The organism is Lysinibacillus sp. FSL K6-0232, from assembly GCF_038008325.1.
Lineage (GTDB): Bacteria > Bacillota > Bacilli > Bacillales_A > Planococcaceae > Lysinibacillus.
Window position 1 is genome coordinate 3,785,677 of sequence record NZ_JBBOYW010000001.1, and the last position, 25,880, is coordinate 3,811,556.

The 25,880-nt window shown below is 37.1% G+C and carries 27 protein-coding genes and 1 other annotated feature; of the genes, 7 read left to right on the forward strand and 20 right to left on the reverse strand.

What is annotated here, in order from left to right:
• Nucleotides 1–69: 69 nt before the first annotated feature.
• The 4 genes from MHB42_RS18580 to MHB42_RS18595 all read right to left on the reverse strand — a co-directional run bounded on the left by MHB42_RS18580 (nucleotide 70) and on the right by MHB42_RS18595 (nucleotide 3,884).
• Entirely contained in the window at nucleotides 70–903 is an 834-nt protein-coding gene (locus MHB42_RS18580; protein ID WP_340808019.1) for a putative RNA methyltransferase, read from the reverse strand.
• 2 nt (nucleotides 904–905) lie between these two features.
• The gene (locus MHB42_RS18585; RefSeq protein ID WP_340808020.1) at nucleotides 906–2,273 is read right to left on the reverse strand and encodes an MATE family efflux transporter; all 1,368 of its coding nucleotides are present in this window, start codon (nucleotides 2,271–2,273) and stop codon (nucleotides 906–908) included.
• 125 nt (nucleotides 2,274–2,398) lie between these two features.
• On the reverse strand, nucleotides 2,399–3,166 hold the full coding sequence (locus MHB42_RS18590; RefSeq protein WP_340808022.1) for a tyrosine-protein phosphatase: 768 nt from the start codon (nucleotides 3,164–3,166) through the stop codon (nucleotides 2,399–2,401).
• A gap of 163 nt (nucleotides 3,167–3,329) precedes the next feature.
• The gene (locus MHB42_RS18595) at nucleotides 3,330–3,884 is read right to left on the reverse strand and encodes a hypothetical protein (protein ID WP_340808023.1); all 555 of its coding nucleotides are present in this window, start codon (nucleotides 3,882–3,884) and stop codon (nucleotides 3,330–3,332) included.
• A gap of 90 nt (nucleotides 3,885–3,974) precedes the next feature.
• Here MHB42_RS18595 and ytvI point away from each other — a divergent pair, with 90 nt between their 5' ends.
• Nucleotides 3,975–5,033 carry a sporulation integral membrane protein YtvI gene (gene ytvI / locus MHB42_RS18600; RefSeq protein ID WP_340808024.1) on the forward strand — a complete coding sequence of 353 codons (1,059 nt, stop codon included), beginning with the start codon at nucleotides 3,975–3,977 and terminating at the stop codon, nucleotides 5,031–5,033.
• Nucleotides 5,034–5,093: 60 nt separating this feature from the next.
• Here the strand turns inward: ytvI and MHB42_RS18605 are convergent, their stop codons facing one another.
• From MHB42_RS18605 to hmpA, 8 genes are all read right to left on the reverse strand, one after another.
• Nucleotides 5,094–6,221 (reverse strand): C40 family peptidase, encoded by a 1,128-nt coding sequence (locus MHB42_RS18605; protein ID WP_340808026.1) that lies wholly within the window; start codon nucleotides 6,219–6,221, stop codon nucleotides 5,094–5,096.
• A 351-nt stretch (nucleotides 6,222–6,572) separates the two neighbouring features.
• Nucleotides 6,573–8,561 (reverse strand): ABC1 kinase family protein, encoded by a 1,989-nt coding sequence (locus tag MHB42_RS18610; protein ID WP_340808027.1) that lies wholly within the window; start codon nucleotides 8,559–8,561, stop codon nucleotides 6,573–6,575.
• A 167-nt stretch (nucleotides 8,562–8,728) separates the two neighbouring features.
• Nucleotides 8,729–9,505, reverse strand: a complete 777-nt coding sequence (locus MHB42_RS18615; protein ID WP_340808029.1) for a sulfite exporter TauE/SafE family protein — start codon at nucleotides 9,503–9,505, stop codon at nucleotides 8,729–8,731.
• Between the two features lie 277 nt (nucleotides 9,506–9,782).
• Nucleotides 9,783–10,910 (reverse strand): MBL fold metallo-hydrolase, encoded by a 1,128-nt coding sequence (locus MHB42_RS18620; protein WP_340808030.1) that lies wholly within the window; start codon nucleotides 10,908–10,910, stop codon nucleotides 9,783–9,785.
• 68 nt (nucleotides 10,911–10,978) lie between these two features.
• Complete coding sequence (locus MHB42_RS18625; protein WP_340808032.1) at nucleotides 10,979–11,374, reverse strand: DsrE/DsrF/DrsH-like family protein; 396 nt, start codon at nucleotides 11,372–11,374, stop codon at nucleotides 10,979–10,981.
• 15 nt (nucleotides 11,375–11,389) lie between these two features.
• Nucleotides 11,390–11,938, reverse strand: coding sequence for a sulfurtransferase TusA family protein (locus MHB42_RS18630; protein WP_340808034.1), 549 nt, complete (start codon nucleotides 11,936–11,938; stop codon nucleotides 11,390–11,392).
• Nucleotides 11,939–12,021: 83 nt separating this feature from the next.
• Nucleotides 12,022–12,363: a rhodanese-like domain-containing protein gene (locus MHB42_RS18635; RefSeq protein ID WP_340808035.1), complete on the reverse strand. Its 342-nt coding sequence runs from the start codon at nucleotides 12,361–12,363 to the stop codon at nucleotides 12,022–12,024.
• A gap of 194 nt (nucleotides 12,364–12,557) precedes the next feature.
• Entirely contained in the window at nucleotides 12,558–13,721 is a 1,164-nt protein-coding gene (hmpA, locus tag MHB42_RS18640) for an NO-inducible flavohemoprotein (protein WP_340808036.1), read from the reverse strand.
• Nucleotides 13,722–13,911: 190 nt separating this feature from the next.
• Between hmpA and MHB42_RS18645 the strand changes: the two genes are divergently transcribed.
• On the forward strand, nucleotides 13,912–14,352 hold the full coding sequence (locus MHB42_RS18645) for an Rrf2 family transcriptional regulator (RefSeq protein ID WP_340808038.1): 441 nt from the start codon (nucleotides 13,912–13,914) through the stop codon (nucleotides 14,350–14,352).
• Nucleotides 14,353–14,504: 152 nt separating this feature from the next.
• On the opposite strand, the gene MHB42_RS18650 is transcribed toward MHB42_RS18645, so the two are convergent.
• The 3 genes from MHB42_RS18650 to MHB42_RS18660 form a co-directional block, all read right to left on the reverse strand.
• The gene (locus MHB42_RS18650; protein ID WP_340808039.1) at nucleotides 14,505–15,485 is read right to left on the reverse strand and encodes a GNAT family N-acetyltransferase; all 981 of its coding nucleotides are present in this window, start codon (nucleotides 15,483–15,485) and stop codon (nucleotides 14,505–14,507) included.
• A 56-nt stretch (nucleotides 15,486–15,541) separates the two neighbouring features.
• Nucleotides 15,542–15,919 carry a VOC family protein gene (locus tag MHB42_RS18655; RefSeq protein WP_340808040.1) on the reverse strand — a complete coding sequence of 126 codons (378 nt, stop codon included), beginning with the start codon at nucleotides 15,917–15,919 and terminating at the stop codon, nucleotides 15,542–15,544.
• 178 nt (nucleotides 15,920–16,097) lie between these two features.
• Nucleotides 16,098–16,592 (reverse strand): DUF1648 domain-containing protein, encoded by a 495-nt coding sequence (locus MHB42_RS18660; RefSeq protein ID WP_340808041.1) that lies wholly within the window; start codon nucleotides 16,590–16,592, stop codon nucleotides 16,098–16,100.
• Between the two features lie 307 nt (nucleotides 16,593–16,899).
• Here MHB42_RS18660 and MHB42_RS18665 point away from each other — a divergent pair, with 307 nt between their 5' ends.
• Together MHB42_RS18665 and MHB42_RS18670 are read left to right on the forward strand one after the other, a co-directional pair.
• Nucleotides 16,900–18,594 carry a methyl-accepting chemotaxis protein gene (locus tag MHB42_RS18665; protein WP_340808043.1) on the forward strand — a complete coding sequence of 565 codons (1,695 nt, stop codon included), beginning with the start codon at nucleotides 16,900–16,902 and terminating at the stop codon, nucleotides 18,592–18,594.
• A 101-nt stretch (nucleotides 18,595–18,695) separates the two neighbouring features.
• Nucleotides 18,696–18,935: a binding site (T-box leader), on the forward strand.
• 90 nt (nucleotides 18,936–19,025) lie between these two features.
• Nucleotides 19,026–20,597: a 2-isopropylmalate synthase gene (locus MHB42_RS18670; protein ID WP_340808045.1), complete on the forward strand. Its 1,572-nt coding sequence runs from the start codon at nucleotides 19,026–19,028 to the stop codon at nucleotides 20,595–20,597.
• 104 nt (nucleotides 20,598–20,701) lie between these two features.
• Here MHB42_RS18670 and MHB42_RS18675 read toward each other — a convergent pair whose 3' ends face one another.
• Nucleotides 20,702–21,373 (reverse strand): HAD hydrolase-like protein, encoded by a 672-nt coding sequence (locus tag MHB42_RS18675; RefSeq protein WP_340808047.1) that lies wholly within the window; start codon nucleotides 21,371–21,373, stop codon nucleotides 20,702–20,704.
• Nucleotides 21,374–21,551: 178 nt separating this feature from the next.
• Between MHB42_RS18675 and MHB42_RS18680 the strand changes: the two genes are divergently transcribed.
• From MHB42_RS18680 to rpmG, 3 genes are all read left to right on the forward strand, one after another.
• Nucleotides 21,552–22,634: a type III polyketide synthase gene (locus MHB42_RS18680; RefSeq protein ID WP_340808048.1), complete on the forward strand. Its 1,083-nt coding sequence runs from the start codon at nucleotides 21,552–21,554 to the stop codon at nucleotides 22,632–22,634.
• 1 nt (nucleotide 22,635) lies between these two features.
• Nucleotides 22,636–23,178 (forward strand): isoprenylcysteine carboxyl methyltransferase family protein, encoded by a 543-nt coding sequence (locus tag MHB42_RS18685; protein ID WP_340808049.1) that lies wholly within the window; start codon nucleotides 22,636–22,638, stop codon nucleotides 23,176–23,178.
• Between the two features lie 102 nt (nucleotides 23,179–23,280).
• Nucleotides 23,281–23,430: a 50S ribosomal protein L33 gene (gene rpmG / locus MHB42_RS18690; RefSeq protein ID WP_053481849.1), complete on the forward strand. Its 150-nt coding sequence runs from the start codon at nucleotides 23,281–23,283 to the stop codon at nucleotides 23,428–23,430.
• Nucleotides 23,431–23,523: 93 nt separating this feature from the next.
• Here the strand turns inward: rpmG and MHB42_RS18695 are convergent, their stop codons facing one another.
• The 4 genes from MHB42_RS18695 to MHB42_RS18710 all read right to left on the reverse strand — a co-directional run bounded on the left by MHB42_RS18695 (nucleotide 23,524) and on the right by MHB42_RS18710 (nucleotide 25,809).
• A complete protein-coding gene (locus tag MHB42_RS18695) occupies nucleotides 23,524–24,255 on the reverse strand; it encodes a hypothetical protein (RefSeq protein WP_340808051.1) in 732 nt (243 codons plus the stop codon).
• Nucleotides 24,256–24,266: 11 nt separating this feature from the next.
• The gene (locus MHB42_RS18700) at nucleotides 24,267–24,524 is read right to left on the reverse strand and encodes a hypothetical protein (RefSeq protein WP_340808052.1); all 258 of its coding nucleotides are present in this window, start codon (nucleotides 24,522–24,524) and stop codon (nucleotides 24,267–24,269) included.
• The gene (locus MHB42_RS18705) at nucleotides 24,517–25,089 is read right to left on the reverse strand and encodes a hypothetical protein (protein ID WP_340808053.1); all 573 of its coding nucleotides are present in this window, start codon (nucleotides 25,087–25,089) and stop codon (nucleotides 24,517–24,519) included. Before MHB42_RS18705 ends, MHB42_RS18700 begins: the two co-directional genes overlap by 8 nt.
• An 81-nt stretch (nucleotides 25,090–25,170) precedes the next feature.
• Complete coding sequence (locus MHB42_RS18710) at nucleotides 25,171–25,809, reverse strand: hypothetical protein (RefSeq protein WP_340808055.1); 639 nt, start codon at nucleotides 25,807–25,809, stop codon at nucleotides 25,171–25,173.
• Between the last annotated feature and the right edge of the window lie 71 nt (nucleotides 25,810–25,880).

Genomic DNA, 25,880 nt, shown 5'->3' on the forward strand with positions numbered 1-25,880 from the left:
CTACCTTATTCAATAGTTACTACTATTGTAATCGAAAAGACCAGTATACTGCAATTACAGGTATTGTACCTAAACCCTTCCTAGCAATAAATCTACATCAATTGTAATAGTATTTAACATAATTGCTGCATCACCTTTTTTATGCCAGCCCATCGGTGTCATTTCTAGCAATGCTGGTACAAGCTCCTCCGCAAGTGGCAATGTATAGGTAATCCGTTCTACATAAGCCTCACGAAAACTCTCCTGGAAACGCGCCACAATTTGTTCGTTGGAATACGTTTCCTTGCTGGAATCCGCATATAATTGTGCACGAAGCTCCTGTAAATAGCCGCTTTGTGGCACAACTTTAATGACACAGCCACCAGGGGCAAGAAGTCGTTTAAATTCCTCATAATTAGCAGGTGATAAAATATTTAAAATCGCATCAAAGCTCGCTTGAGCAAAAGGACTTTTCGCTAAATCACCAACACACCAAATTTGCTTAGGATAGTGACGAGCAGCAGCTACAATTCCTTCCTTCGCAATATCAATGCCAACGCCAATACCTGTACTTTTTTCAGCCATAATACGGGCTAAATGTGACCCTTCTCCACAGCCAGTATCAAGAATGGTATTCGCAGACGCAAGAAGTTCAGCAATTTTCGCCTCTATCGCATCATAAATACCACTATCAATGACAGCCTTGCGAGATTCAAATAAATCTTTACTATATTTTGACGTAGCACCATGCGTCAGCATATTGACATAGCCTTGCTTAGCAATATCAAAAGAATGATTAGCAGAGCAAACAAGTCTGCCCTGCTCATAGACATGCATAGCGCTTTGACAAATTGGACAAGCGAAAAGAGCAATATGCTGCTCCATTAATGCTGCTCCTATCGCACGTTTAGAAAGTGCTCCCATATCTACGCCTCCTTCTGTTCATTAGGTGAAACAAGTGCAAAGCGTTCCCATTTACGGCTTTTCCATCTAAAGTATACAAGAATTGCACGTAACCATTCATCTGTTGAGATAGCTAGCCAAATACCTACCAAGCCTAAATCTAGTATAAAAACAAGGACATAGCCAAGTGGAACACTTATACAAAGCATAGATAGAAAGCCAATTTTCACAGGAAACCTTGCATCGCCTGAAGCGCGTAAAGAGTTAATAATAACAATATTCATTGTACGCCCTGTTTCAAGCACAATACTTAAAGCTAACACAGCTGCACCGATTGCGATAACCTCAGGATTATCGGTAAAAATATGCATAAGTTGCTTTCGGAAAAGTGTTACAAGCGTTACCATAATCATTGTAAACACAAACGCTGTACGTACACTTAGCCATAGCTGTCGATAAGCCTCCTCCTTTTGCCCTGCACCAACCGCACGTCCAATAATAATCGCTGTCCCTGTACCAATAGCGATCGCAAATAAATAGGTAAACATAGAAATATTCATTGCATATTGACGAGCTGCTAACGTTTCTGCACCTAAATATGTGGCATAATATAAAAAGATAATTTGACAAAACTGATACAGCACTTGTTCAAATGCAGAGGGTAAACCAATATTTAAAATTTTCCGTACATATTCCTTTGAGTATTCGAAATAATAGCGCAGTTTTATACGTACTTCCATAGCTTGATACAGCAGCCAGAAAAATACCAATACAGCTACCCCACGGCTAATAACAGAGGAGATTGCTGCACCCTCTACACCTAGCTCTGGCAAGCCTAAATTCCCAAAAATAAGGCCATAATTTAATACGACATGCAGGACATTCATGCCTAATGATACATACATCGTTTGTTTTGTCCAACCATGCACACGAATAATTGCTGCAAGTGCATTAATAATCGCCTGTAAAAAAATAAAGCTACCAATAATAACTAAATAGCTTTGTGCATATTGAAGCACCTCTCCCTGCAAGTTCATCATTGTCATTAAACGACTAGAAAATAACAGGAACATCAAGCTCATTAAAAACCCAAGAGCTAAATTCATCGTGATCGCTAAAGCAGAAATTTTTGCGGCTTCATAAAAGCGTCTTGACCCTAAATATTGTGAAACAACAATAGATGCACCATTTCCTACCACCTCAAGAATTAAGATAGCAATATGGATATATTGATTGGCTGCACCAACACCTGATACAGCATTATCTGATAAAGCACTAAGCATAAAAGTATCGGCTAGTCCCATTAACATAAATAAAAAGACCTCTAAAAAAATCGGCCATGTTAAATGAAATAAGCTCAACTTATTCGTTGCTTTCAATGTATTTGCCAATACCTTCACTTCTCCTGTAGTTTGTTAAAAATCTATTGTATCTTATCATAAAATTTCACGCTGTAAAGGGTTTTCTATGCAACAAACAAAAATCCCTCTCACATAGCTAGTGAAAGGGCTTTAACTTAGATTAAGCAGAAAGATTGCAGCTGTACACGCTTAGCAGTTGTTAGTCCAAACTCCTGCTCTAAATAAACTGCCTTTGAGCCATATTGATGTTCCATTGCATCAAATGCGGTCTGTAAATATTCCTCACGTGCAGACATTAATGCATTGAATTGCTGTAATTCTCGGTCATTAGACTGATGTTGAATAACCTGTAACATTTTCTCAACCATTGGACGCAAATAGACATTCGTCGCTAGGTAGTCCTCCATAATCGTTTCCTCAGGAACATCTAAAGCAAGTAAAATAAGGGCGCTACCGATACCTGTTCGATCTTTACCAACCGCACAGTGATGAACAAGACCTAAATCATCAGGATTTTGAATTGTTTGCATGAGCTTCTGAAAGGATGGATTGCCAAAGGGCATTTGTGCATAGAAATCGCGAAACATATCAGCACTTATATCTTTATAAAAATTGCTAGCTCCCGTGTTTGTCGGCATTTCGAATGCCTGCTTGCCCTTTGCAGGTATTTGAATATAATGTGTATGAGGAAAAACAGGATTTGGATTACTTTGTACCTCTTGTGGATCACGATAATCAAAAATTGTTTTAATACCTAACGTTTCAAATAACTCTTTATCTGCTACTGTCATTTTACCGAGTGCTGCTGAACGATAAAATAAACCATTTTTTACTGACCGACCATCCCTTGTTTTATAGCCACCCATATCTCGAAAATTATAGACCGCCTCAAATGGTACAGCCTTTATATCTAACTGTTTCATTTACTATACCTCCCTAAATAATTAAACATGCTTATTTCTATTTTATAGAACAATTGCAATTCATTCCAATGTTCACACTAAAAAATAACGGTAATCGTTATTGATACAGGAATTATTTGCCCATCCCTATCTATATGTTCAACAATTAAAAAATACCATCTCGCTACGGTAAACGGATGGCTGACTTGTATTTCTTTTTATATTGAATTTCCTGCTCTTCATCTATTAATCGATACGCAATCTCCAATAGTTTTGGGTCTTGTAATTCATCATATAAATTTTTAAAAGATACAATAATATCATGGCGGATACGTGTAGGGTGTTTTTCATCTAAGCAAGTTTGAAATCTTTTCGCTAAATACGACACGACTAAATCCCTTTGTACAGGACCTGCCAGACCAATTTTCCAAATAGCCTGCAATGCATGTCTTGCCGTAACCGTCCTATCATCATATGTTACTGCCCAAATTTTTAAAAAGTCCTCTAATACTCTTTCCTCTGGATCACTTTTAGCAGCTAAAGCACATAAAATTTGTGCAGCACGTGCACGAGAATATACATTTCTATATGTAAGAGCTTGAATAAGCTGTTCCCAAACTGCATATGTCCAATCTACAGGTTCTTCCATAATTTTAAGCAATTTCTCGTAGGATTCTTGTTGAGTAGCTTGGTCACGCTCTGTTAGATTACTGAAAAGTTGCAAAATCTCTTTTTCCATAAGTTATCCCTACCTTTATTGTTTCAGAACCTATTACAATTTTATTTATGGTACACTTAACTTAATTTTTGTCGCAAAGAAGGTGAGTTTATGAATAAATTAAATATTAAAAAATGGCTTTTTCGATTACTTGTGATTCTTGCCCTAATCGTAGCTGCTTATTTTATTATCCCTGTATCTATGCCTCTAATACTTGCAGGTATTAGTGCATTTTTCTTAGAGCCTATTGTCATGTTCTTTACAAGGCGTTGGAAAATGTCAAGAAAAATTGCAGTTGCCTTTATTTATATAGTAAGTGTTATCTTAATTTCTATTATTTGCTACTTTTCCATTACACAAATTATGTCGCAAATCATTTTACTATCGAAGCAGGCTCCTTATTATATTTCCAAGCTATCAGATATGTGGCTTCATATGCAAGAAAATATTTCAAAATACACAGAAGACTTTCCACCTGAAGTAAGTGCTTCACTGCAACATACTACAATGGATTTTATCAAGACAATAGAAGTATCCTTTTTAAACTTCTTTAATTATAGCAAAGTTTCAGCCTTCTTTTCTGAGATTCCAAGTCTATTTATCAGTCTTCTCGTTTATATGATTGCCCTATTTCTTTTTATGCTTGATTTGCCGAAACTAAAGCAAATGACCTATAAATATTTAAAGCCTAATACTGCACAAAAAATAAAAGTGATTGTCAATCGCTTAAAGGATGCAACGGTAGGCTATATGAAGGCACATTTATTTGTTAGCTTTATTATTGGAGGCGTCACACTTATTGGTTTACTGCTAATCCAGCCGAAGTATGCTATTACAATGACGATTATTATTTGGCTTATTGATATTATTCCTTTTCTTGGCTCGATTATTATATTGGCTCCTTGGGGGCTATATCACTTGTTGATGGGAAACACAGCGATTTCTGTAAAATTATTCATTCTAGCTGTTATTTTACTTATTATTCGTCGTGTAGTCGAGCCTAAATTAATGGGTGAGCATATTGGTTTATCTACACTACCTACACTTATTGCTATGTTTATCGGTCTAAAGCTATTTGGCATTATCGGCCTTTTAGTCGGACCTTTCGTGATTATTTTCTTTATTGCATTAAAAGAAACAGGTGTTATTAAGCTAAAGTTCAAAATTTAAAAAAGGTCATCTTTGTATGTTAATTCTACAAAGATGACCTTTTTATAATGTTGCTATTTATTAAATACGGCCAAAGCCTACTAAGTATTGATTCCACCAATCAAGTGATTCAATAACAACACCTTTATTTTGTGCGTTGATCATTGTATTGTTGCCTAAGTAAATACCTACGTGTGCTACACCTGAGCCATAGCTAAAGAATACTAAGTCACCAACACGTGCTTCACTTGCCGAAATACGCTGTGTTGCTAAATATTGTTGTGATGCTGTACGTGGTAACGAAACGCCTGCTTGCTTGTAAGACCATTGCACAAGACCTGAGCAGTCAAAGCCTGTTGATGGATTGCTACCACCCCAAACATATGAACGACCTAGGAACTGCTTAGCTGTCGCAATAGCACCGCCTGAAGATGCAGTACCAGCGCCTGAGCCAACAGTAATTTGCGGTGCTGCGTTACCAGCAGCCGTCGCTTGTTGAACAACTGGTGTTGCTGCTTGCAGTGCACGTAGACGAGCTGCTTCTTCCTCAGCTGCTTTACGCTCTGCTTCTAAGCGTTCTTCCTCTTGCTTCGTTGCAATTTGCGCTTTTAATGCAAGTGATTTGGCTTCGTTTTCAGCCTTTTTCACTTCCATTTCGCTTTCCTTTTGCTGAAGCTCTTGGAATTGTTTTTGAAGCTCTTTTTGTTTTTGATCTAACGTAGCTTTTTGTTGCTCTAAGCTAGCTTTATCCGCTTCTTGCTGATCCACTAATTCTTGGTCAGCATCCATTAATGTTTTTACAGCTACAACGCGGTCCATTAAATCTGCAAAGCTTTTCGCTTCAAGTACAACATTTAAATAAACACCTACTGTATTATCTTGTGCTTGGTATGCAGCCATACGCTCGCTTAAAATTTTAGAACGTTGCTCAATACGTTTTTCTGTTTCAACGATATTAGCATCGACTTCTTTAATTTCAGCTTGCACTTGATTAAAAACTTTTACTTTTGCGTCGATCTCTTTTTGTAGTTTCGTTAGTTCTTCTTGTAATTTTTTAACTTCTGCATCTATTTGAGCTTTTTTCTCAATCATTTGTTGGGAAGTTTCTTCTGCATGAACTTCTGTTGGTTGAATTGTATTAAATAATAATCCGCCAGCTAGTGCTAATGTTAGTACCATTGACTTACGCCATTTATTGCGCTTACCCACGTTTCCTTCATTTCCTTTCGTCTATCAATTTCGCTCTTTGTACTTTCTATCATCACTCGAACGATTTGTAATATTAATGAATTGTTCTTATATTTATCTCAGCCTTATAAAGTTTAGCATTATTAACATAACTTTTATACTATTTCTTCTCTATTTAATACATTAGTAAAACTCGAAATATTTCTGTAACATTCGTATAAATACTTATTTATTCTACAAAATACAACATTATTCTATATACCACCACTTTTTACTTATTCGACAATATACCTAGATGCGACTTTGTAACACTTTTGTAATATTTCATGACGATATGCCAAAGAAAAAAGGTAGGGAAAAAAATTCCTCTACCTATTGCTTCATAGAACGCAATGCTTGTATGGACAATCTTACCAATAAAATGGCGCATAAAAATAAGCCTAAATAAGCTGCTGTATTTAAATAAACCGCATAAGAAGCATGGATAAATTGTGAAATAGCTAAAAGTGCTACCGATATGATACCAAATGTAATTCCAACAAGCAGCAGTACAAAACGAGAAAATAGCTGTGTAATAAAGCGAGCATTATGCTCATCTGAAAACACATCATGATGTAAAATAATTTTTCCACTTTCAACGCGTTGAATAAGCTGGTCGACCCTTCTTGGCATTTTTCTTAATGTTGGAATGAGCATAGATAACTCTTCTTGCAGACGTTCCTTTGTCGCCATCGGTTCCTTAAATGGCTTTAGTAAAGATGCCCGCATATAAGTAGCAGAAAAATCCTTTGCCTCTGTAAAAATATCAAAGTGTGGATCAATCACACGCAATGTGCCATCAAGTGTTACTAACGAGCGAAGTGCCAAGCCTACAGCTGGATAGAAGGCTAAACCAAAATCACGCACAACTGTAAATAAGGCATGAATCAATTCCTCCGTAGGTATACGATCCACATAAGAAATTTTCAGTAAAATTTGATCGATTGCCTGCTCCATCCTTGCACGTTCTGCATGATCTGCATTTTCCACTAATAATGTTAAGCCATCGTACAAAATACTTGAATCATTCAGTTGGATGCCCATTAAAAATAGCTTTAAGCCCTCTTGCTGTGTAGCGCCCAAGCGACCCACTGCCCCAAAATCAAGCAAAACTGGTGTGCCATCTCTTTCATCAATGTAAATATTGCCTGGATGCGGATCTGCATGAAAAATACCTGAAAAAAGCATTTGCTCAAAAAAAGAATAGAGTACTGTTCTAGCAAATTCTCGATGATCAATGGCTAAACGCTTAAATTCAGATGCACCATCCGCCACACTTTTTCCACGAATATACTCCATCACAATAATATTTTCATTGCTATATGCTGTATAAATCTTAGGAATTCGAACTTGATAATCACTTTTCGCAAGCGCATTTTTTACTTGTAATGTATTGCGTACCTCAATATCTAAATGGATTTCCTCACGCAGCCCATCCGCAAATCCAACAGCTAGCTCACGAAAGCCTAATGACTCTGCCCATGTTGATTTTGCTGTGAGCCAATTGGCAAACTCCTCTAAAATTTCGAGGTCATCACGCATAATGCCTTTTACCTCTGGACGCAGTAGCTTGACAACAACCTCATCATAATTTTTCAGTCGTGCCCTATGTACTTGCCCAATAGAAGCTGATGCAATAGGCTCCATTTGAAATTGGCTGAATACTTCATTGGTTGGTTGAGGAAGGGATTCTTCTAAAATTGTTGTTACTTGTTCAGTTGCTAAAGGCTTTACGCGATGCTGTAGCCTCTCTAGCTCTTCGATAAATACGGGCGTAAATAATTCCTTACGTGTAGATAGCACCTGTCCAAATTTAATAAAAATCCCGCCACATTGCTCCAATGTCGCTCGCAGTGCAATAGCAAGCTCTTTTTCATTTTCACGTTGCCTTGCATATTTAATCGTTTGCACAACACCATTGGTTACAGCGATTTTTAGCACCTGACGCAAGCGTTTCTGCTGCCGCCAATAACTACGTAAGCGAAAAAATAAAGATTTTTGACCATTTCGACGATCTCCAGCCGTAATACCACTTGGATCAAACAGCTCAAACACTAAATAAAGCAGCATGGAAATAAGCAGCATACTACCAATCCAAATAAGCGTACTAACCTCTGTAACAGTTTGCATCATTGTTTCTGATAAAAAGTCCGTATGACGCAAATAAGAGTACCAGTAAACAAAAGAGGTTAGTGTCACACTAATTACCACAGATAGCACTCTGCGCACAAAATGAATATTTGAGCCAACTAAACGTCCGCTAACAATATAAATCAATCCTGATACAAAGATAATTTGGAGCAAAAACTTCAAAAAAATCAACAGGGCCACCTCCATTTTTTCCTACCGCTAGTATAGCAAATTTAGGCAGCCACATTCTTTTGCAAAGCCCATCTAAAATTTTTCGTCATTTATATTTGCTATGAGCCACTATAGATTAGAAGAGGTTGTGCGAAAACTCTTTCGCACAACCTCTTCTAACTTGTTCATTAAATAATATCCATCCAAATTTTAATAGCTGTTACTAAAATAAGTCCCGCTAAAATCCATTGTAAAACTTTTGTATTGATTCTTTTACCCACTCTTGCGCCAAGAGGAGCTGCAATAAGGCTCGCTATAATCATAATAAGCGCTGGATAATAAGCAACTTGACCTGTCATCACCTTGCCAATTGACCCTCCAATCGAGGAGATAAATGTAATCGCAAGGCTCGTTGCAATCGTCATCCGCGTTGGAATGCCTAGAATAACAAGCATAATTGGCACTAATAAAAACCCACCTGCTGCTCCTACAACCCCTGAACCAACACCAACAATAAATGCTAATAGCACTGCGAGAAGCTTGTTAAATGTAACCTCCCGCATCGGTTTATCATCTATTTGTTTTTTCGGGATAAACATCATCACAGCGGCAATAATCGCAAGAATGCCATACACAATATTAATGCTAGACCCTGATAAAAATTTCGAGCCGAAGCTACCTACAAAGCTACCCATTAAAACAGCACTACCCATATAAAGAATAAGTGATTTATTTAAATACCCACCTTTACGATATACCCATACACCAGCAAGGGCGGCAAAAAGCACTTGAATCGCACTAATCCCTGACACCTCATGCGCTGAAAAGCCCTCAAAACCTAATAATGGCGGGATATACAACAACATCGGAAAGTTTATAATAGCACCGCCAATACCTAGCATCCCTGATACAAATGAGCCGATAAAACCAAGACAAAATATGGTGATAATCCACACAATATCCATTTAGCTTACCTTCTTTCTGGCAACAATCCATAAAGAGCAAGAAGGGCTGCTCTACTTTCATAGACAACCCTCCACTCGCTCTATACTTTCTGAATTAAAAATGTAATGACACACCCTGAATTTCTCCTATATTTAATGTAGCCATGTTTTTTTTATTTTCATAATAGGCATTTCCTTTTGCAACTAATTGGAACTTCCTTCAGCCTAGCAAAATGGATTTTCAAGGTTGTACCCACCAAACTTACAAGCTCTATGACTCGTTGTGCCTTCACATATTTTAGCGTACAGCACAGCGATTTGGTCCAATCTCCATTGCTGTTTGCTCGTCTAACGTTGGATTTATTTTCCCCATATTCACTTGACGAATTTCCTGATACGCATTTGGCTGTGGCGGTAATTCATTTGTCACTACACGTTTAAACTCTTCTTCATCTTGAATATTTAAGCCATGGTTTTGTGCAAATAAATCACCTAGTCGTTTGGCAACCGTACCATCCTCATTCAGCTCTTCAATAATCATAAAATGCGCTGGTAAGACAATAAGCTCATCTGACAATTCACGATAACGCTTATAAAGCGTAGCTCGTAAATCCCCCACCCAATCTTCAGCAAGCCCTGCTAAATCTGGACGTCCAATCGAATCAATAAATAAAATATCCCCTGTTAATAAATATTTGTTATCAACTACAAATGATGTAGAACCAATTGTATGACCAGGTGAATAGATTGCTCCTACAGCTATTTTCGATGCTCCAATTTTAATAGTCATACCATCTATTAGCGGTGTATAACTAAATACAACCTCTTCTGCATCCTTCGGTGGTAAATAATAGGTTGCACCAGTTGCCGCTGCGATATGGCGTCCACCTGAAATATGGTCAGCATGTAAATGTGTATCAAAAACATATTTAATGTTAACGCCCTGTTTTTCTGCAAAGCTTGTAAATACATCTGTAAAACGAACTGCATCAATAATTGCTGCCTCTCCCTCAGAAATAACCATATATGATAGACAGCCCTTCCCTAAACGGACAAATTGGTAAAGCTCGCCACCACCTGTTAAATCACCAACTTTAATGGGCTCTAAATATTCACTCCAAGATTTCATCCCCCCTGCCAAATAAGCAGCGTCACGACCAGCTTCTGATAACATCTCAGCAACCATCACGGATGATCCTTCTTTTGCACAAACTACTAAAACTTCTTTATCAGTTGGAATTTTAGGTAAAATCCCCTCAACTCCATCTAATAATTCAAAATAAGGTATATTCAGATATTCAAACTGATGACCATCAATTTTCCAATCCTCAAATGCATCTGCATTACGAACATCTAAAATAAACAGCTTTTCATTGTTAATAACCCTTTTAGCAACTTGTGATGCGTTCCATTTCTGTATTGACATACACTTTACCTCCATAGGTATAAATTTAATGCTTTTTATAGCTTCTCTGCGCCTTCAAGTCCCCATCCCTAGAATGATAATGACGGTGCGGCATCCTTCGCAAATTCAAGAAATGTTACAGCTCCACCACTCTCTATTCCATCAATAAAATCAGCAGTCGTTAAACCCATTACATCCATTGTCATTTGACAAGCAATAAACTTTACACCTAATTCCTGCGCCATTTCCACCAGTTGAGGAATAGCTGGCACATTTGCCTTTGCAAAACCCTCCGCATAACGTTCCGCTCCTGCAGGCATTGGTAGTGCATGCATACCCTGCTTATGAATAAAGTTCAGTCCTTCAAATGTAAAAAAGATTGCTACCTCTTTGTTAGAAGCTGCCGCTGCTGTCGCAATATTAAATACCTTATATGCATCAAATAACCCACCATTACTCGCAATAACCGCTACTTTGTTTGACATAATCCATTCCCCCAATTAAATATTTTTTAGTAAATCACCTGTCCAGGAGGTCATTCCTGGCAAGACGTTAAATACCTTTGTAAATCCATGTGCTGCTAGCCTTTGAGCAGCTAGATCACTGCGTACACCCGTGCGGCAGATCACATAAATCTCCTGCTCCTTATCAAGCTCAGAGAGTCGTGCCTCCAGCTCACCTATTGGGATAGATTTCGCTTTTGCAATATGCCCAAAAGCAAATTCCGCTTCCTCACGTACATCTAGGATAAGCCCCTTTCGTTGAGTAATCTGCTCTAAATCAATTGTTTGTTCAAATGTCATTTCCTCTGTAAGCTCACTAGCACATTTACGAATATAGTGCTTCAGAACACCATCCGTTTCTAGCGTACCAATATATTGATGACCAACCGTTTCAGCCCATGCCGCAATATCAGCCTTTGATCCTCGATCTGTTGCACACACTTCTAAAACTTGCCCATCCGCTATATCAGCCATCGCCTTTTTTGTTTTTACAATTGGCATTGGGCAAGAAAGCCCTTTAGCATCTAACTGAGCATCTGCCTTCATACTTATCAAAACCTCCATATACCTCAAAGGGTATTATTTTTAACAAAAAAATATAGGACTACTATAGCTACAATCCTCCCCCCTTAATAGGCGCTCATACCACCACGAACATTTATCACACGCTCAAAGCCCTGCTTTTTTAATTGTTTACATGCCTGATTACTGCGCATACCACTTTGGCAAATCACAACAATTTCTTTATCCCTTGGTAATTGGTCAAAGTTGGAACCTAGTGGCATATTTTTAAATTGTGGGATATTGCGCCCCTTATACTCAGCTGGTGTGCGCACATCAATAAACACCTTATCTTTATCATGCAACACCGTCTTTAATTGTGTTGTTGAAATAGATTGAACTCCTTTCGCTGGCAGAAGTCGCCATATAAAAAACACTGCGATTATTGCAATAATAACCCACGCTTCCAAGCTAATGATTCACCACCCTCTATACACTAATATGGAATTTATAATATACCCCATAAGGTATATTGTCAACGTATAATTTGTATGCTATCCGTCAAAATGCTGGCGCCATCCGTCATATTATTCGTTCTATCCGTCACCCACAAAAAAATCCCTGCTACAAGCATTTACTTATAGCAGGGAAATCCATTATTTTATTAAGCTAGTTGCATAGCTGGTCCGAAAAATTCATAGTGAATTTTTTCGTCCTTCACGCCAATTTCTTGTAAATTTTTAATAACAGCCTCCATAAAGCCTACAGGACCGCATACATAAACATCAGCATTATCAGCGATTTTTTCTGCTAATAATTCTTTTGTAATAAGCTCGTCCTTATCAGAATATAACGCTGTGTACGATGCATTTGGTAATGCATTTACTTTTTCTTGAATATCATCGCTAAATGCTACTACCTTCTCATTGCGAGCACATTGGATAAAGTTAACCTCATTCATTGTATCTGTGCTTAATGATTGCAGCATGCTATTTAACGGTGTTACACCAATACCACCACTTACAAATGTAATTGGCGCAGTTGTTTCCTCTAACACGAATAATCCTGCTGGCGCACTCACATCTACTAAATCTCCAACCTGCAAGTGATCATGAATAAAGTTTGATACTTTGCCGTTTGGTGTTTGGTCATTTTCACGTTTCACAGAAATACGATAGCCATCCTCTGCACTTGCTTGTGAAAGTGTATATTGACGATTCATTAAATATTCTTCACCCGGTATTGTCAAACGAACACTAATATATTGACCAGGCTCGTACGTTGGCAGTGGTGAACCATCTTCATTAACAAAGTAAACAGATGTTACTAAATCACTTTCCACTACTTTCTTCGCTACTTTCAATGGTTTAAATAAACGCCATCCACCATTGCTTTCAGCCTTTTGATATAAATCCTCTTCTACTTGAATGAAAACATCTGCGATTACGCCATATGCCTCAGCCCACGCATTAATAATCTCATCTGTTGCCGCGTCACCTAGCACTTCTTTAATTGCTTTTAATAAGTTTTCTCCAACGATTGGGTAGTGCTCTGGTAAAATACCTAAGCTACGATGTTTATGTGCAATAAGCATGACTGCTGGCAAAATTGCTCCTAAATTTTCAATATGAACTGCAGCAGCATAAACTGTATTTGCTAATGCTGTTTGTTGACGACCTTTTTCTTGATTCGCATGATTAAAAATATTTAATAATTCTGGATGAGCTTGAAACATATTTTTGTAAAACGTCTTTGTAATTTCTACACCATGAACCTCTAACACAGGAACTGTTGATTTAATAATTTGTACTGTTTCTTGTTTTAACATATCGCTTACCATCCTTTCGTGATTACAATATAACGCTTTCATCCCTTTAAAGCAATATGTAAAATACATCTTTAACAAAATGGACATAATTAATGTATTTCAAATACATCTTTTAAAAAGGATTGAAAATATTATACTTCAAAGTAAAAATGCTATAATAATTTTGAATTATAGAAAGTAGGGTGTTCCTATGCGCTTAACTTTATACACTGACTATTCTCTTCGAACACTTATCTATTTAGGTGCCAAGGAAGATGGTCAATTATCAACGATTCAAGAGATTTCAGATGCTTATAATATATCGAAAAACCATTTAATGAAGGTGACACATCAGCTTGGATTGTTAGGCTATATCGAAACAATCCGAGGACGTGGCGGTGGTATTCGTCTAGCCATTGATCCAAAAACCTTAACAATTGGTGAAATCGTTCGACATACAGAGGAAGATTTTCATCTTGTAGAATGTTTTGATAAGGAAAATAATTTATGTAAAATAGCGCCAGAATGTCAGCTTAAAGGCGTGCTATATGAAGCTTTACAAGCCTATTTAAGCGTGCTAGACCGCTATACATTAGATGATTTTCTACATTCCAAGGAAAAGCTAATGGCTCTTCTGCTTGGTAAGAAATGAGGCTGGGACAAAAGAAAAAATGTTAGACCATTTACAAGTTTGGTCTAACATTTTTTTGCGTTATTAGAACACATATACTTTAATAAATCACAAAAATAACATTCATTTTTTGATTTTTCTCAATAAAATGAGCTATGTCCCAGCCTCATTCTTTATAGTAGCTTTGAAAAGAAAATCATATCTAATGCACGAATGCCATTTTCATAAATTGGCTTGGGATAATTGCTGAAGAAGTCCTTTTCGATACTCTCCATGCGAAAGCCAGCTTTTTGATAAAAGGCTATATTATCAATACTTGAATTCGCCGTTCCAACCAGCACCATTTGATAGCCTTGCTGCTGACAAATATCTGTGAGTTGTCGTAATACCTCTTTCCCTATCCCCTTCCCTTGATACTGCGGAACAATGGCAATATTTTTTAACTCGATAGTTGTTTTAGATTTGGGCATCACTAACGCCACGCCTACTAAATGCTCTCCGCATTGAATTTCGTATAAAATACCTTGATATAAATAGCTCTGAACTGCCTCCTCGCTTTCATCCGCCAATAAAAGCTGTGGTAAAAAGGCTTCTCTTGCCCCTTCTACTTTTTTAAGAGATATACGATAGCGCACAAAATCCTCTCGTTCAAAAACATTTAACACACATGGTTGTTTTTCCTTGACCTCTAACCATGCATGCTCCTCCGGATACTCCTTTTCCACCCCTAATCGAATAAAAGGTAGCTTTTCCTGTGCTTTTTGCGAACGAATATTGACCTTTCTAGCTCCTGCAAATACATGTAGCAAGCCAAGCTCAAAAAACGCAATATCTAAAATAGCCTCTTTTGCCTCAAAATTATAGCCCTTTCCCCAAAACTCATAGCCTAGCCAAGACCCAATATGGCAGCTCATCTTATGACGATCAATAAACATTAGTGATGTCACACCAATTACTTGCCCCTCCTCATCTAAAATCACGCGAGGAACTGTTTTTCCTTCTTCTTCATCTATACGTTCACGCTTAATAAAATTAATAGTGTCTTCTACCTTGCCAGCAGGTAAACCAAGAGCATCCCGAACCTGTGGCATAGAAGACAACGCATGGATAGCTTCAGCATACTTTAAATCATGCTTTACTAAAGTTACCGCCATCTTCTATTCCCCTTTATTTGTCGTTACTTTCCATTCGATATTACTCCCCAACCTTATCAATTATACGTTAATTTCCAGGAAACACCAAATCGATCTTGAATCCATGCAAATCGCTCAGAAAAGCCATGATTATCAAGCGGCATTAATGCCTTGCCTCCCTTTAGCATATGTGCAACTAAATGATTAATTTCATTTAACGATTCACATTCTACAAAAATAGAGATTGATGGTGTAAATGTGAAGTGATGTTGTATATTACTATCATTCACCATTATCTTTAAACCCATTAAATTCAAAACAGCCATCGCTACTTGCTGTGAATTATCCATATACATTAAGCTTTCGACTGTTAAATCCGGGAACCACTGTTGATATTGCTGGATTGCCTCATTAGCCTGTCCTTGAAACATTAAAAATATCGTTGCATTCTTCATTTATTTTTCGCTCCTTTATATCATAACTTAAAGTAAAATATATAGGATACTATTTTACAAAGTTTTCATATATGTTTATCAGTATAGCCGAATATAGAAAAGCCTTATAACAATAAAATAATAAAAATCCACTTCATCTTCTCGTTTGAAGTTAAGTGAATTTTTATCTACATACTTATTATTTTATTTTAGAGCTTATTATCAGCCCTTTAATAATCGGAATAAATACTCCTAGCAATACTACTGGCAGGAACCACCAGCCTAGTGATGTTGCCTCACCAAGTCCGATTTGTACCATTTGAAAGGAGATAAATGCAAATAAAATAAGACAAAGATTTTTCACCTCATTTAGTATTTTTCTGCTATTTATATAAAATGCTTTTACATTCTTTTCATTTAAGCGTGCTGGATAATTATGCATATGTGGCACTTTTTCTAATAATGTCATAAACAACCATAAAGCTCCACCAATACATGGAAGAATCAATAGCTCCAGCTTTGAGCCCCAGCGATCAACCTCACCTAGCCCATTAAAGTGACCAGGAATTTTATCGGGTAATTTAGTCCATACAACCATAATATAAAAGATCGATAAAATAAAGAAAACTCCGCCAATATAGTCCCATACCTTTTCAGATTTGGTTTTCGGTATTTTTACAATTGGTCTATACATATCGCCCCACCCTTCTGCTTTTCTTCTAACTATATGTACGTTAAGACTACTATTTAAGTTCCAAAATTCATGATAATAGGCTTATTTCACCTCCTATCAATTATCAGTATTAAAAATGTATTTTTACTGATAAATATAGTTTTTTTATTATGCTAGTTCTAACTTATTTTACTTTTAAAACTATTACAGAAAGTAAAAATACTCATAATACTTTGTAAAACGTTGATAATCTGATATAAATGTTATAGATACATATTTCATGGTTTTGTAACATTTATACTAACTACTGAGAAAGGATATTGCATCTATGCGTTTTACTATCTACAAGAAATTACTGCTCGGTTTTTTGATAGTCATTTTAGTTCTCGTTACAACAATTGGTTTAAATATTCAACAGCTTGACTCTGTAAACAAAACATATCGTACATTACTGGAGGAACAAATCACCACATCTAATAGTATTCAGGAGCTACATGTGCTAGCAAAACAAGAAATTGTTAGTATGAGGGGTTACCTACTGCTTGGCGATAAGCAAAACCTGCAAAGTAGTGAGGAAGCACGTAAACAATTCAAGCTTAAATCTGAGGAATTAATGGCAACCTTTAATTCTAAAAAATCCATTGAATTACTAGAAGCTATTATTAAAAGTGAGCAAAGCGTTCAACAGTTTGCAGATCGTATGTTTACACTAAAGGCTGAAGGCGAAACAGAAAAATATGAAAAGCTTGATAGCACGCAAGGACGCTTAATTATAAAGCAATTTGATGAACGTGTTGAAAATTTATCTGCTTATCAAAAGGAAGTTATAGATCATAAAATTGCCGCCACATCAAAGGAAATTCAACATATTAAACTGCAAATGATTTTTCTAGGGGGATTTGCTGTTGTCATTAGTCTGATAATTGCCATTGTAGTTGGTAATCTTATGTCCCGCCCTATCAATGGCATGGCAAAGGCTGCTCAAAAAATAGCAGCTGGCGACTTAACATCTGAGCAAATTCGTGTTAAAAATCGTGATGAAGTTGGTGATTTAGCACTAGCATTTAATCAAATGGCTGTTAATCTAAAAGACTTAATTACAAATGTCCGTCATAACACTACACAAGTTAGTAGCTCGGCTGCCGAATTAACAGCAAGTGCAGATCAAACAATCCAGGCTACTGAGCATACTACTTCCTCCATTCAAGAGGTCGCAAGTGGCTCTGAAACACAGGGGAAAAATGCTACAGAAAGCTCGGAAGCTATGAAAAATATGACAAAAGGTATACAACAGCTAGCCTCTACTACAGCAGCGGTTTCAGAGCTAGCAATGGAAACAAATTCGGAAGCTAAACATGGCAATGAATCATTACAGCGCGTGATTACACAAATGCAGACGATTAATACCGCTGTAGCAGAATCTGCTAGTGTTGTGAAAAATTTAGATAAACATTCCATTGAAATCGGAAATATTATTAGTATTATTACAGAAATTGCCGAACAGACAAATTTATTAGCACTTAATGCTGCAATCGAGGCAGCTCGTGCGGGCGACCATGGACGTGGCTTTGCTGTAGTGGCAGACGAAGTAAAAAAATTAGCCGAGCAATCCAAGCAGTCTGCTGAGCAAATTGCAACCTTGATTTCCGAAATTCAGCAAAATACAAATCATGCTGTCACAGCAATGAATGCAGGTACACAAGAAGTACAAACAGGTATGCAAGTTGTGAAAGTTGCTGAAGAAGGCTTTGCTAAAATTGTAAAACTTATTGAGCAAGTATCCATGCAAATCCAAGAAGCAACAACAGTTTCAGAGGAGATGTCATCGAGTGCAGAGCAAATTTATGCAGCCTTTGATGAAATAGCAACTATCGCTCAAATGTCTTCTAATAATTTGCAAAATGTAGCCTCTGCATCAGAGGAGCAGCTAGCAACAATTGAAGAAGTAGCAGCCTCAGCAGCAACACTCTCCACTATGGCTGAGGAACTACAAACACAAGTATCTCGCTTTAAATTAGAATAAACATAAAAAATATTACCTTTGCAAGTACAGAATAAAAATAATTTTTAGAAAATTGTTGACAGAACACTAATATCCAATGTATTATTGCTTTCAACAACACATTACAGGCCAAGATTGGAAATAGTAAAAGTGATTGTGTACTTATAGAGAGCCGGTGGTTGGTGTAAATCGGTAGACACACATTTTGAACTCGTCCATGAGCTACTCCCTGAACCTCAATTAGTAAGGGATGTCGGTTTCCTCCGTTAACAGGATAGACAGTGATGGCTGTCGATAAGAGGACTTTTTCTGCAAAGAAAGGTCAATTAGAGTGGTACCGCGAGCAAAAACTCGTCTCTATTTTTAAAAATAGAGGCGGGTTTTTTTATGTTTATGTATGGCCTACGTGTAACTTTTTAGATACTACCAACAACAAAAGGAGTGTTTTGATAATGGGAAGAAAAATTTGGGTGTTTGATACAACTTTACGTGATGGCGAGCAAGTACCTGGTGCAAAGCTGAATTTATATGAAAAAGTAGAGATTGCACAACAACTTAAAAAATTAGGTGTAGATATTATCGAGGCTGGTTTCCCTGCTTCATCACAAGGCGATTTTGATGCTGTGAAAGCTGTAGCCGAAAAGGTTGGTAATACAAATGACATTATGATTACAGCATTAGCACGTGCTGTAAAAGCTGATATTGATTCTGTTTATAATGCTGTAAAATATGCTGAAAACCCTATGATTCATATGGTACTTGGAACATCCGATATTCATGTGGAGAAAAAATTCAGCAAATCCAAGGACCAAATTTTACAAATTGGTGTAGATGCTGTGAAATATGCTAAAACATTACTACCACAGGTACAATATTCTACAGAGGATGCATCTCGTTCGGACTTTGAATATCTTTGGAAAACGATTGAAGCTGTGATGAAGGCTGGTGCAACGATGATTAACGTTCCTGATACAGTTGGTTTTGCAGAGCCAGAGGAATTTGGAGCAATGATCTATAAATTAAATGATCGTATGAAAAACTTAGACGATAGCGTTCTTCTTAGTGTTCACTGTCACAATGACCTTGGTATGGCAACAGCTAATACACTTGCTGCTATTAAAAATGGTGCAGATAAAGTGGAATGTACAATTAACGGTATTGGTGAACGTGCAGGAAATGCTGCATTAGAAGAAGTTGTAATGGCACTAAAAACTCGTAGCTCTGTCTACAATGCGGAAACACGTATTAATACAAAGGAAATTATGAATACTTCTCGTCTTGTTTCTAGCTTTATGGGCTTGGATGTTCAAGTAAATAAAGCTATTACAGGGGACAATGCTTTTGCCCATTCATCTGGTATCCATCAGGATGGCTTACTAAAATCCCGTGATGCTTATGAAATCGTGCATCCAGAAGATGTAGGTCTTGATGATATGGAGCTAGTGCTAACAGCTCGTTCTGGGCGTCATGCTGTAAAAAATGCTCTCGAAAAATTAGGCTTCACAAACCTTTCTACAGAAGAATTCGAAGGTATTTTTGATGGCTTCTTAAAGCTAGCCGATGCGAAGAAGGAAGTATACGATCACGACCTATATGTTATTGTTGAAAGCTATTATGAAAAGCATGACGCTAATAATAAAAATGCTACACATTATAGTGATCAATTCTTTGATTTCGATGACCTACAAGTCGTCAGCAATGCAAGCTTCCCTTCTGCAAGTGTAAAAATTCGTAAGGGTGGCGAAACATTTAAAGCAAGTGCTGTAGGCTCAGGTCCAATTGATGCCCTATATTCAGCAATTGCAGAAATTACAAATATTGATGTTAAACTAGTTGAATATAATATTAATAGTGTGTCACGTGGCAAGGAAGCGCTTGGTAAAGTAAAAATTACCATTGAGCATGAGGGCGAGAAATATATCGCAAAAGCAGCCGATACAGATATTCTAAAAGCAAGTGCTCTAGCTTACATTAATGCTATCAACAGTGTAATTGTCGCAAAACTAGCACCTGTTATGAATTAAATAAAGTAAAGCAGTATGGATATGTATGTGCCATACTGCTTTTTTAATATTGGACATTAAGTTTATTTATTTTGTCAATAAAGCTGAAAAATTGGGCGATAAATCTAAATTTTTGGGCGATAGACCTTTTCATCTAGCTGTATCTTTAATAATTCTGTTAAATCACCGATTACAATATCGGCCTTTTCCAGCTCTTTATCTTGTGCAAAGTCAAAGCGAACGCCTATAGAAAGGAATTGATTGTCGCGTGCGGCTTGAATATCTGAGGCACGATCCCCTACTACTGCCCCATACTGTATGTCATTTTCTTCAATCACTCGTTTAACCAAGTCTGATTTATGGCCGCTCGCAATAGATTGAATACTATATACTCCCTTAATAAAACGCTCTAGCTCATAGGTTTCCACAATAGCTTGTAAATATTCAACCTGTCCATTGCTCGCTATGTATAAAGGATAGTCTTGTGCCAATGCTGCAAGAGTTTGCTCAGCGCATGGATACAATGCACCATTATGATTACGGATTTGCTCAATCAACTTTGTATGAAATAACCCGTTGCTTTTCTCACGTATGTCTAATGAATGCATCGGACATAATGTTTCCCAAACAACTGGCAATGGAACACCCATAATTTCTCGATATTGTTCAATTGGTGTAGCTCCCTGCCATAAACCTTTCGCACGTAATACATCGAATGTAGCAGCAAGGGCTGGCTCTAAAATAAGATTTGTTTGAAATAACGTGCCATCCATATCAAAGATAAAAGCTTTCTTCATCGATTCACTCCTTAATGACCCACAGTCTATTGACCTTCAAATAGGCTATGTAATTTCCCTTTCTACTTCTATTTATGTTTATAGCTAAATTTTCAAAATTTGTCAATCACAATAAGCATGTATCTCCTTCCTTAGCGCATAGAATAAGCAAGACCATTAATTGCGAGGAGATGTTGAAGTGCCGAAAATTACTTCTATCAGTACATATCAGCCACCTTACACATTACAACAAGCAAATGCAGAGGAATTAACAAAGGAGCTTTTTTATGCAAAAATGCCTAAATTAGAGCGCTATTTAAAGGTTTTTGACAATGGTGGTATTGAAACACGCCATTTTTGTGTTCCACCAGAATGGCATCGTACAAATCACTCCTTTGAAGAACGTAATAATCTATATATTGAACTCGCTACACAGTATAGTGTGAATGTTATTCAAGCTTGTTTACAAAATAAAGCTTTTTTAGCTTCATCAATTTCGCCTCAAGATATTGATGCCATTATTTTTGTTAGTAGTACAGGAATTGCCACACCTAGCATTGATGCACGTATTATGAACAAACTCGCCTTTTCTGATCGGCTTAAACGCATCCCACTATGGGGTCTTGGGTGTGCTGGAGGCGCAGCCGGTGTAAGTAGAGCCTATGATTTTTGTCAGGCACATCCTACTGCAAAGGTTCTTGTTGTTTGTGTCGAGTTATGTAGCCTCACTTTTCAGCCAAATGATATTTCAAAAAGCAATTTGATTGGTGCTTCACTTTTTGCAGATGGTGCTGCCTGTATACTTGTTTGTGGAGATAATGCAACTATCAATACGATAAAGCCAACACCAGCTATTCTTGCTACAGGCTCTAAATGGATGCCAGATTCGGAAAATGTGATGGGCTGGCATATTAAAAATAGCGGGCTACATGTTATCTTTCAGAAAAGTATTCCTACTATTATTACGAATTGGCTTGGGCCATTTGTTGAGCAATTTTTATTGGAGCAGGAGCTTTATAGCGAGCAACTTACCCATTTTATCGCACACCCTGGTGGAAAGAAGGTGTTAAAAGCCTATGAAGACACGCTTTATCTTTCTTCCCAAAAAACCGACATTTCTCGGGAAATATTACGTCATCATGGGAATATGTCATCCCCAACAGTGTTGTATGTATTAGAGCAATTTATGTTACATGAAGGAAAAGTGGATGATACAGGCTTACTTGTTGCTCTTGGCCCTGGTTTTTGTGCAGAAGCTGTATTACTAAAATGGAGGGAGTAGCATGGTATTCTATTTGATTTTAATATTTGTTATTCTACAAAGATTGACAGAGATTGTCATTGCCAAACGTAATGAAAGGTGGATGCTGTCACAGGGAGCCTACGAAGTAGGAGCCTCCCATTATCCTTATATGGTGACAATGCATATTAGCTTTTTCTTATTTTTAATGGTTGAAGTGATGACGAATAATAATGGTATATCGCCCTTATTTCCATTATTTTTTATTTTATTTTTAGCTGTGCAAGCATTACGAGTTTGGTGTATACGTTCATTAGGTTCTTTTTGGAATACAAAGATCCTTATATTACCTGATACACAAGTTGTGCGTAAAGGGCCCTATGCCTATATGCGCCATCCAAATTATGCTGTTGTTTGCTTAGAAATCCTGCTGTTGCCTCTTATGTTTCAGGCTTATTTTACAGCATTTTGCTTTACACTCTTAAATATTACAATGCTGTCTGTGCGCATACCTATCGAGGAACAGGCATTGCGAGATGCAACAAATTATAATCATGTATTTCAAAAGAAGATTTCGGAATCCTAACCGAAATCTTTTTAGTATCCAGAAGAATAAGCTTGACAATTTAGCAAGAAAAATATATATTTTAAATCGTAATAATTACTATTTAAAACAGGAGGTTTTATGATGCGTGTACAAGTAACGTTAGCCTGCACTGAAACAGGTGATAAAAACTATATAACAACAAAAAATAAACGTACAAATCCAGAAAGGTTAGAGTTAAAAAAATATTCCCCTCGTTTAAAGCGAGTAACACTACATCGAGAAACAAAATAGCTTAAGCAAGAATTCGTTTATTCCTTTTGGCGTGAAAAAATAACTGTTTCAAAGCCTTCTAACAAGCCTTTGAAACAGTTTATTTTCATTCCACTATAGCTGCTCTCTATTAATTTCTAAAGCTAACTCGTTCAACTTATGATCTAGTTCATCAAGCATCCGTAATCGCTGATCGATTTGCTGATCAAAACTTATAATTTGTACACCAGTAGCTGGCTGTTGACCATCAGCCACTTTATTGGATAAGCGTTCGATTTCTTCGTTTTTCAGCGCTAATTCTTCTATTAAATGCTGATAGAGGCTATCCGAATGAGCTTGTTCCATATAGGACTTTTCAATTGCCTGCATAATGCCCTCTATTTGCCTGCCTGTTGCTATTGTAAAATCGCTTATTTTTTTATCTAGCCCCTCCATTACGACCTTATAGCTAGCTGCTTGCTTTAGTGTTAATAGCTTTGCATTCGCCTCTTTTATATTTTCTTTTAAAACTTTATTTTCCGCCCTCAATTCCGTTAATTCCTTTAAGAGTGACTCTATTGATGCAATTTGTTTTTTTCGCTGCAATTCTCGTCTTTCCATTTCTTCATTGTATAGCTGTAATTCTTTTTCATAGTTTCTTTTTAATTTTAATAGCTCCATAGACAGGTCTTTTTTGCTTTTTGTTAAATATACATTTTCTCGCTCAAGTCGTAGTATCAATTCATAATAATCACTATCTCTAAGCCGCTTCACCTCATTTTTATATTTGGCTAATTCGGCTCTTAAAAAAATAATCATTTGTTGGAGCTGTATAGGATCATTGTTTTTAACAACTTCACTATCCACCCTTGCACCTCCTAGCCTGAATAGCTTTTCAATAAATGAATCACTTCTTCAAACTGTGCTTTACTATCCTCTATTAGTTCATCAAGCTGCTGTATTAGCTTTGCCTCTTCTATAGGCTCACTGCTATTATTTTCTCCTGAAAGCAAATAGGCAATTAATAGATTTAATGTATTTTTTTCAAGAAATGCAAAGCTATTATCTTGCCCATTGCGGCGATTTAACTGCTCCGTTATCAATTGCTGAATGGCATGCTTTTGGACATCACTCATTGTCACCCTCCTGTATTTGACTAATTCCATTGAGATTAATAGGATTTAAAACAGCTGCACCATCTGTTAACTGATCGCAATATGTAAAGCCCATAATAGTGCCCGAATAGGATAAATTATGGGACCATTTAATTTGGAAATTGGTAAATGAAATAGTTTCATTTTGCTCAATAATTGTTTTTCCTACTGGTCTTAGCCAATACTCCTCTGTGCTTGATTTATCATTGAAGCGCTCCCACTGGTATTGCCCCTGTGTTTTTAAATTCGGAGTAAAATTTTCATGTACATATCGCCCTGAAAAATAAAATGGTGAATCCTTCGGCAGTTGAATACATACATATGGGTTTGTAACGGGTTCACTACCGATATTACGAATATGATAGGAACCTAAACATAAACTCTCTTGCTCTGAATCATAAGAAATATTAAATGAGGAAGTAAAATAGCTAATTAGACTGACGCTGTTTGGTATCCTTAGCCCTTCTACCAGTTGCTTCATTTCATGCAGATAGGCGTTTGTTTGGTCTTTTAAAGCTTGTATCTTCTCTTCAATACGATTTTCCACTGAATACCCCCTTGTTGTCATCAAAAAAAGAGAGGATTACCCTCTCTTCAGCATATGACTTTCCTTGGTATGTTAGCACCATTAACCGCCATTTGGGAAAATAACGGAACATTGCTTCGGACGAACCGCAGTCGGACATGAGAATGGTAAGTCTGCTCGTGGTTCGCAGAAAGTTGCTAAAAATTCTACAGTCACTGGGAATGTAGATTGAATACTTTGACAAACAGCAACAGTGATTGTTAACGCAGAAAACGTAATTGTACCTGTTCCAGCTGCAAGTGTTCCAGTTGTACATACGAAGCAATCTAAATCTGTATATAAAATTTCTACATCTGTACCTTTAGGAGCACATAATGTTACTTGCTCACAGCGAGAAACTGGAATTTCTGCACTTGTGAAAACGGTACCGTTTGGTAAAGTAACGATAATCGTTAGGATGAAGTTCTTTTGAATATTTAAGTGTTGCAGACAAACTGTTGACCCATCAATGGAGAATTGGCGATTCTCACGATTCAGGATCACGATTGGATTTGTAGCAGCTGGCGTCACTCGACATGTAACAACCGCACCTGTTAAATCAGTACCTGCTACTACACCTGGAAACGTAATATCTCCAGTTGGCGAAATATCAAATGACATTTCCTTTACAATCCAGTCATATACCTTATCAACATTTATACAAATTAATTCCTGCGCCTGGGATGGCATATTCTCCTGCATCCTTTTGACACCTCCATAAAATTTTTATCTTTCGTTTGTAGCATATGTTTTTTCGCTATAAGTGCATGGGC

Coding starts and splice junctions, on each gene's coding strand:
- ytvI (WP_340808024.1), top strand. CDS start 3,975: ATGAATAAATTAAATATTAAAAAATGGCTTTTTCGATTACTTGTGATT.
- MHB42_RS18655 (WP_340808040.1), bottom strand. CDS start 15,919: ATGAAGAATGCAACGATATTTTTAATGTTTCAAGGACAGGCTAATGAG.
- MHB42_RS18685 (WP_340808049.1), top strand. CDS start 22,636: ATGGTATTCTATTTGATTTTAATATTTGTTATTCTACAAAGATTGACA.
- MHB42_RS18665 (WP_340808043.1), top strand. CDS start 16,900: ATGCGTTTTACTATCTACAAGAAATTACTGCTCGGTTTTTTGATAGTC.
- MHB42_RS18660 (WP_340808041.1), bottom strand. CDS start 16,592: ATGTATAGACCAATTGTAAAAATACCGAAAACCAAATCTGAAAAGGTA.
- MHB42_RS18625 (WP_340808032.1), bottom strand. CDS start 11,374: ATGTCAAACAAAGTAGCGGTTATTGCGAGTAATGGTGGGTTATTTGAT.
- MHB42_RS18645 (WP_340808038.1), top strand. CDS start 13,912: ATGCGCTTAACTTTATACACTGACTATTCTCTTCGAACACTTATCTAT.
- MHB42_RS18580 (WP_340808019.1), bottom strand. CDS start 903: ATGGGAGCACTTTCTAAACGTGCGATAGGAGCAGCATTAATGGAGCAG.
- MHB42_RS18700 (WP_340808052.1), bottom strand. CDS start 24,524: ATGAGTGATGTCCAAAAGCATGCCATTCAGCAATTGATAACGGAGCAG.
- MHB42_RS18710 (WP_340808055.1), bottom strand. CDS start 25,809: ATGCAGGAGAATATGCCATCCCAGGCGCAGGAATTAATTTGTATAAAT.
- MHB42_RS18620 (WP_340808030.1), bottom strand. CDS start 10,910: ATGTCAATACAGAAATGGAACGCATCACAAGTTGCTAAAAGGGTTATT.
- rpmG (WP_053481849.1), top strand. CDS start 23,281: ATGCGTGTACAAGTAACGTTAGCCTGCACTGAAACAGGTGATAAAAAC.
- MHB42_RS18650 (WP_340808039.1), bottom strand. CDS start 15,485: ATGGCGGTAACTTTAGTAAAGCATGATTTAAAGTATGCTGAAGCTATC.
- MHB42_RS18675 (WP_340808047.1), bottom strand. CDS start 21,373: ATGAAGAAAGCTTTTATCTTTGATATGGATGGCACGTTATTTCAAACA.
- MHB42_RS18595 (WP_340808023.1), bottom strand. CDS start 3,884: ATGGAAAAAGAGATTTTGCAACTTTTCAGTAATCTAACAGAGCGTGAC.
- MHB42_RS18590 (WP_340808022.1), bottom strand. CDS start 3,166: ATGAAACAGTTAGATATAAAGGCTGTACCATTTGAGGCGGTCTATAAT.
- MHB42_RS18630 (WP_340808034.1), bottom strand. CDS start 11,938: ATGAAGGCAGATGCTCAGTTAGATGCTAAAGGGCTTTCTTGCCCAATG.
- MHB42_RS18670 (WP_340808045.1), top strand. CDS start 19,026: ATGGGAAGAAAAATTTGGGTGTTTGATACAACTTTACGTGATGGCGAG.
- hmpA (WP_340808036.1), bottom strand. CDS start 13,721: ATGTTAAAACAAGAAACAGTACAAATTATTAAATCAACAGTTCCTGTG.
- MHB42_RS18615 (WP_340808029.1), bottom strand. CDS start 9,505: ATGGATATTGTGTGGATTATCACCATATTTTGTCTTGGTTTTATCGGC.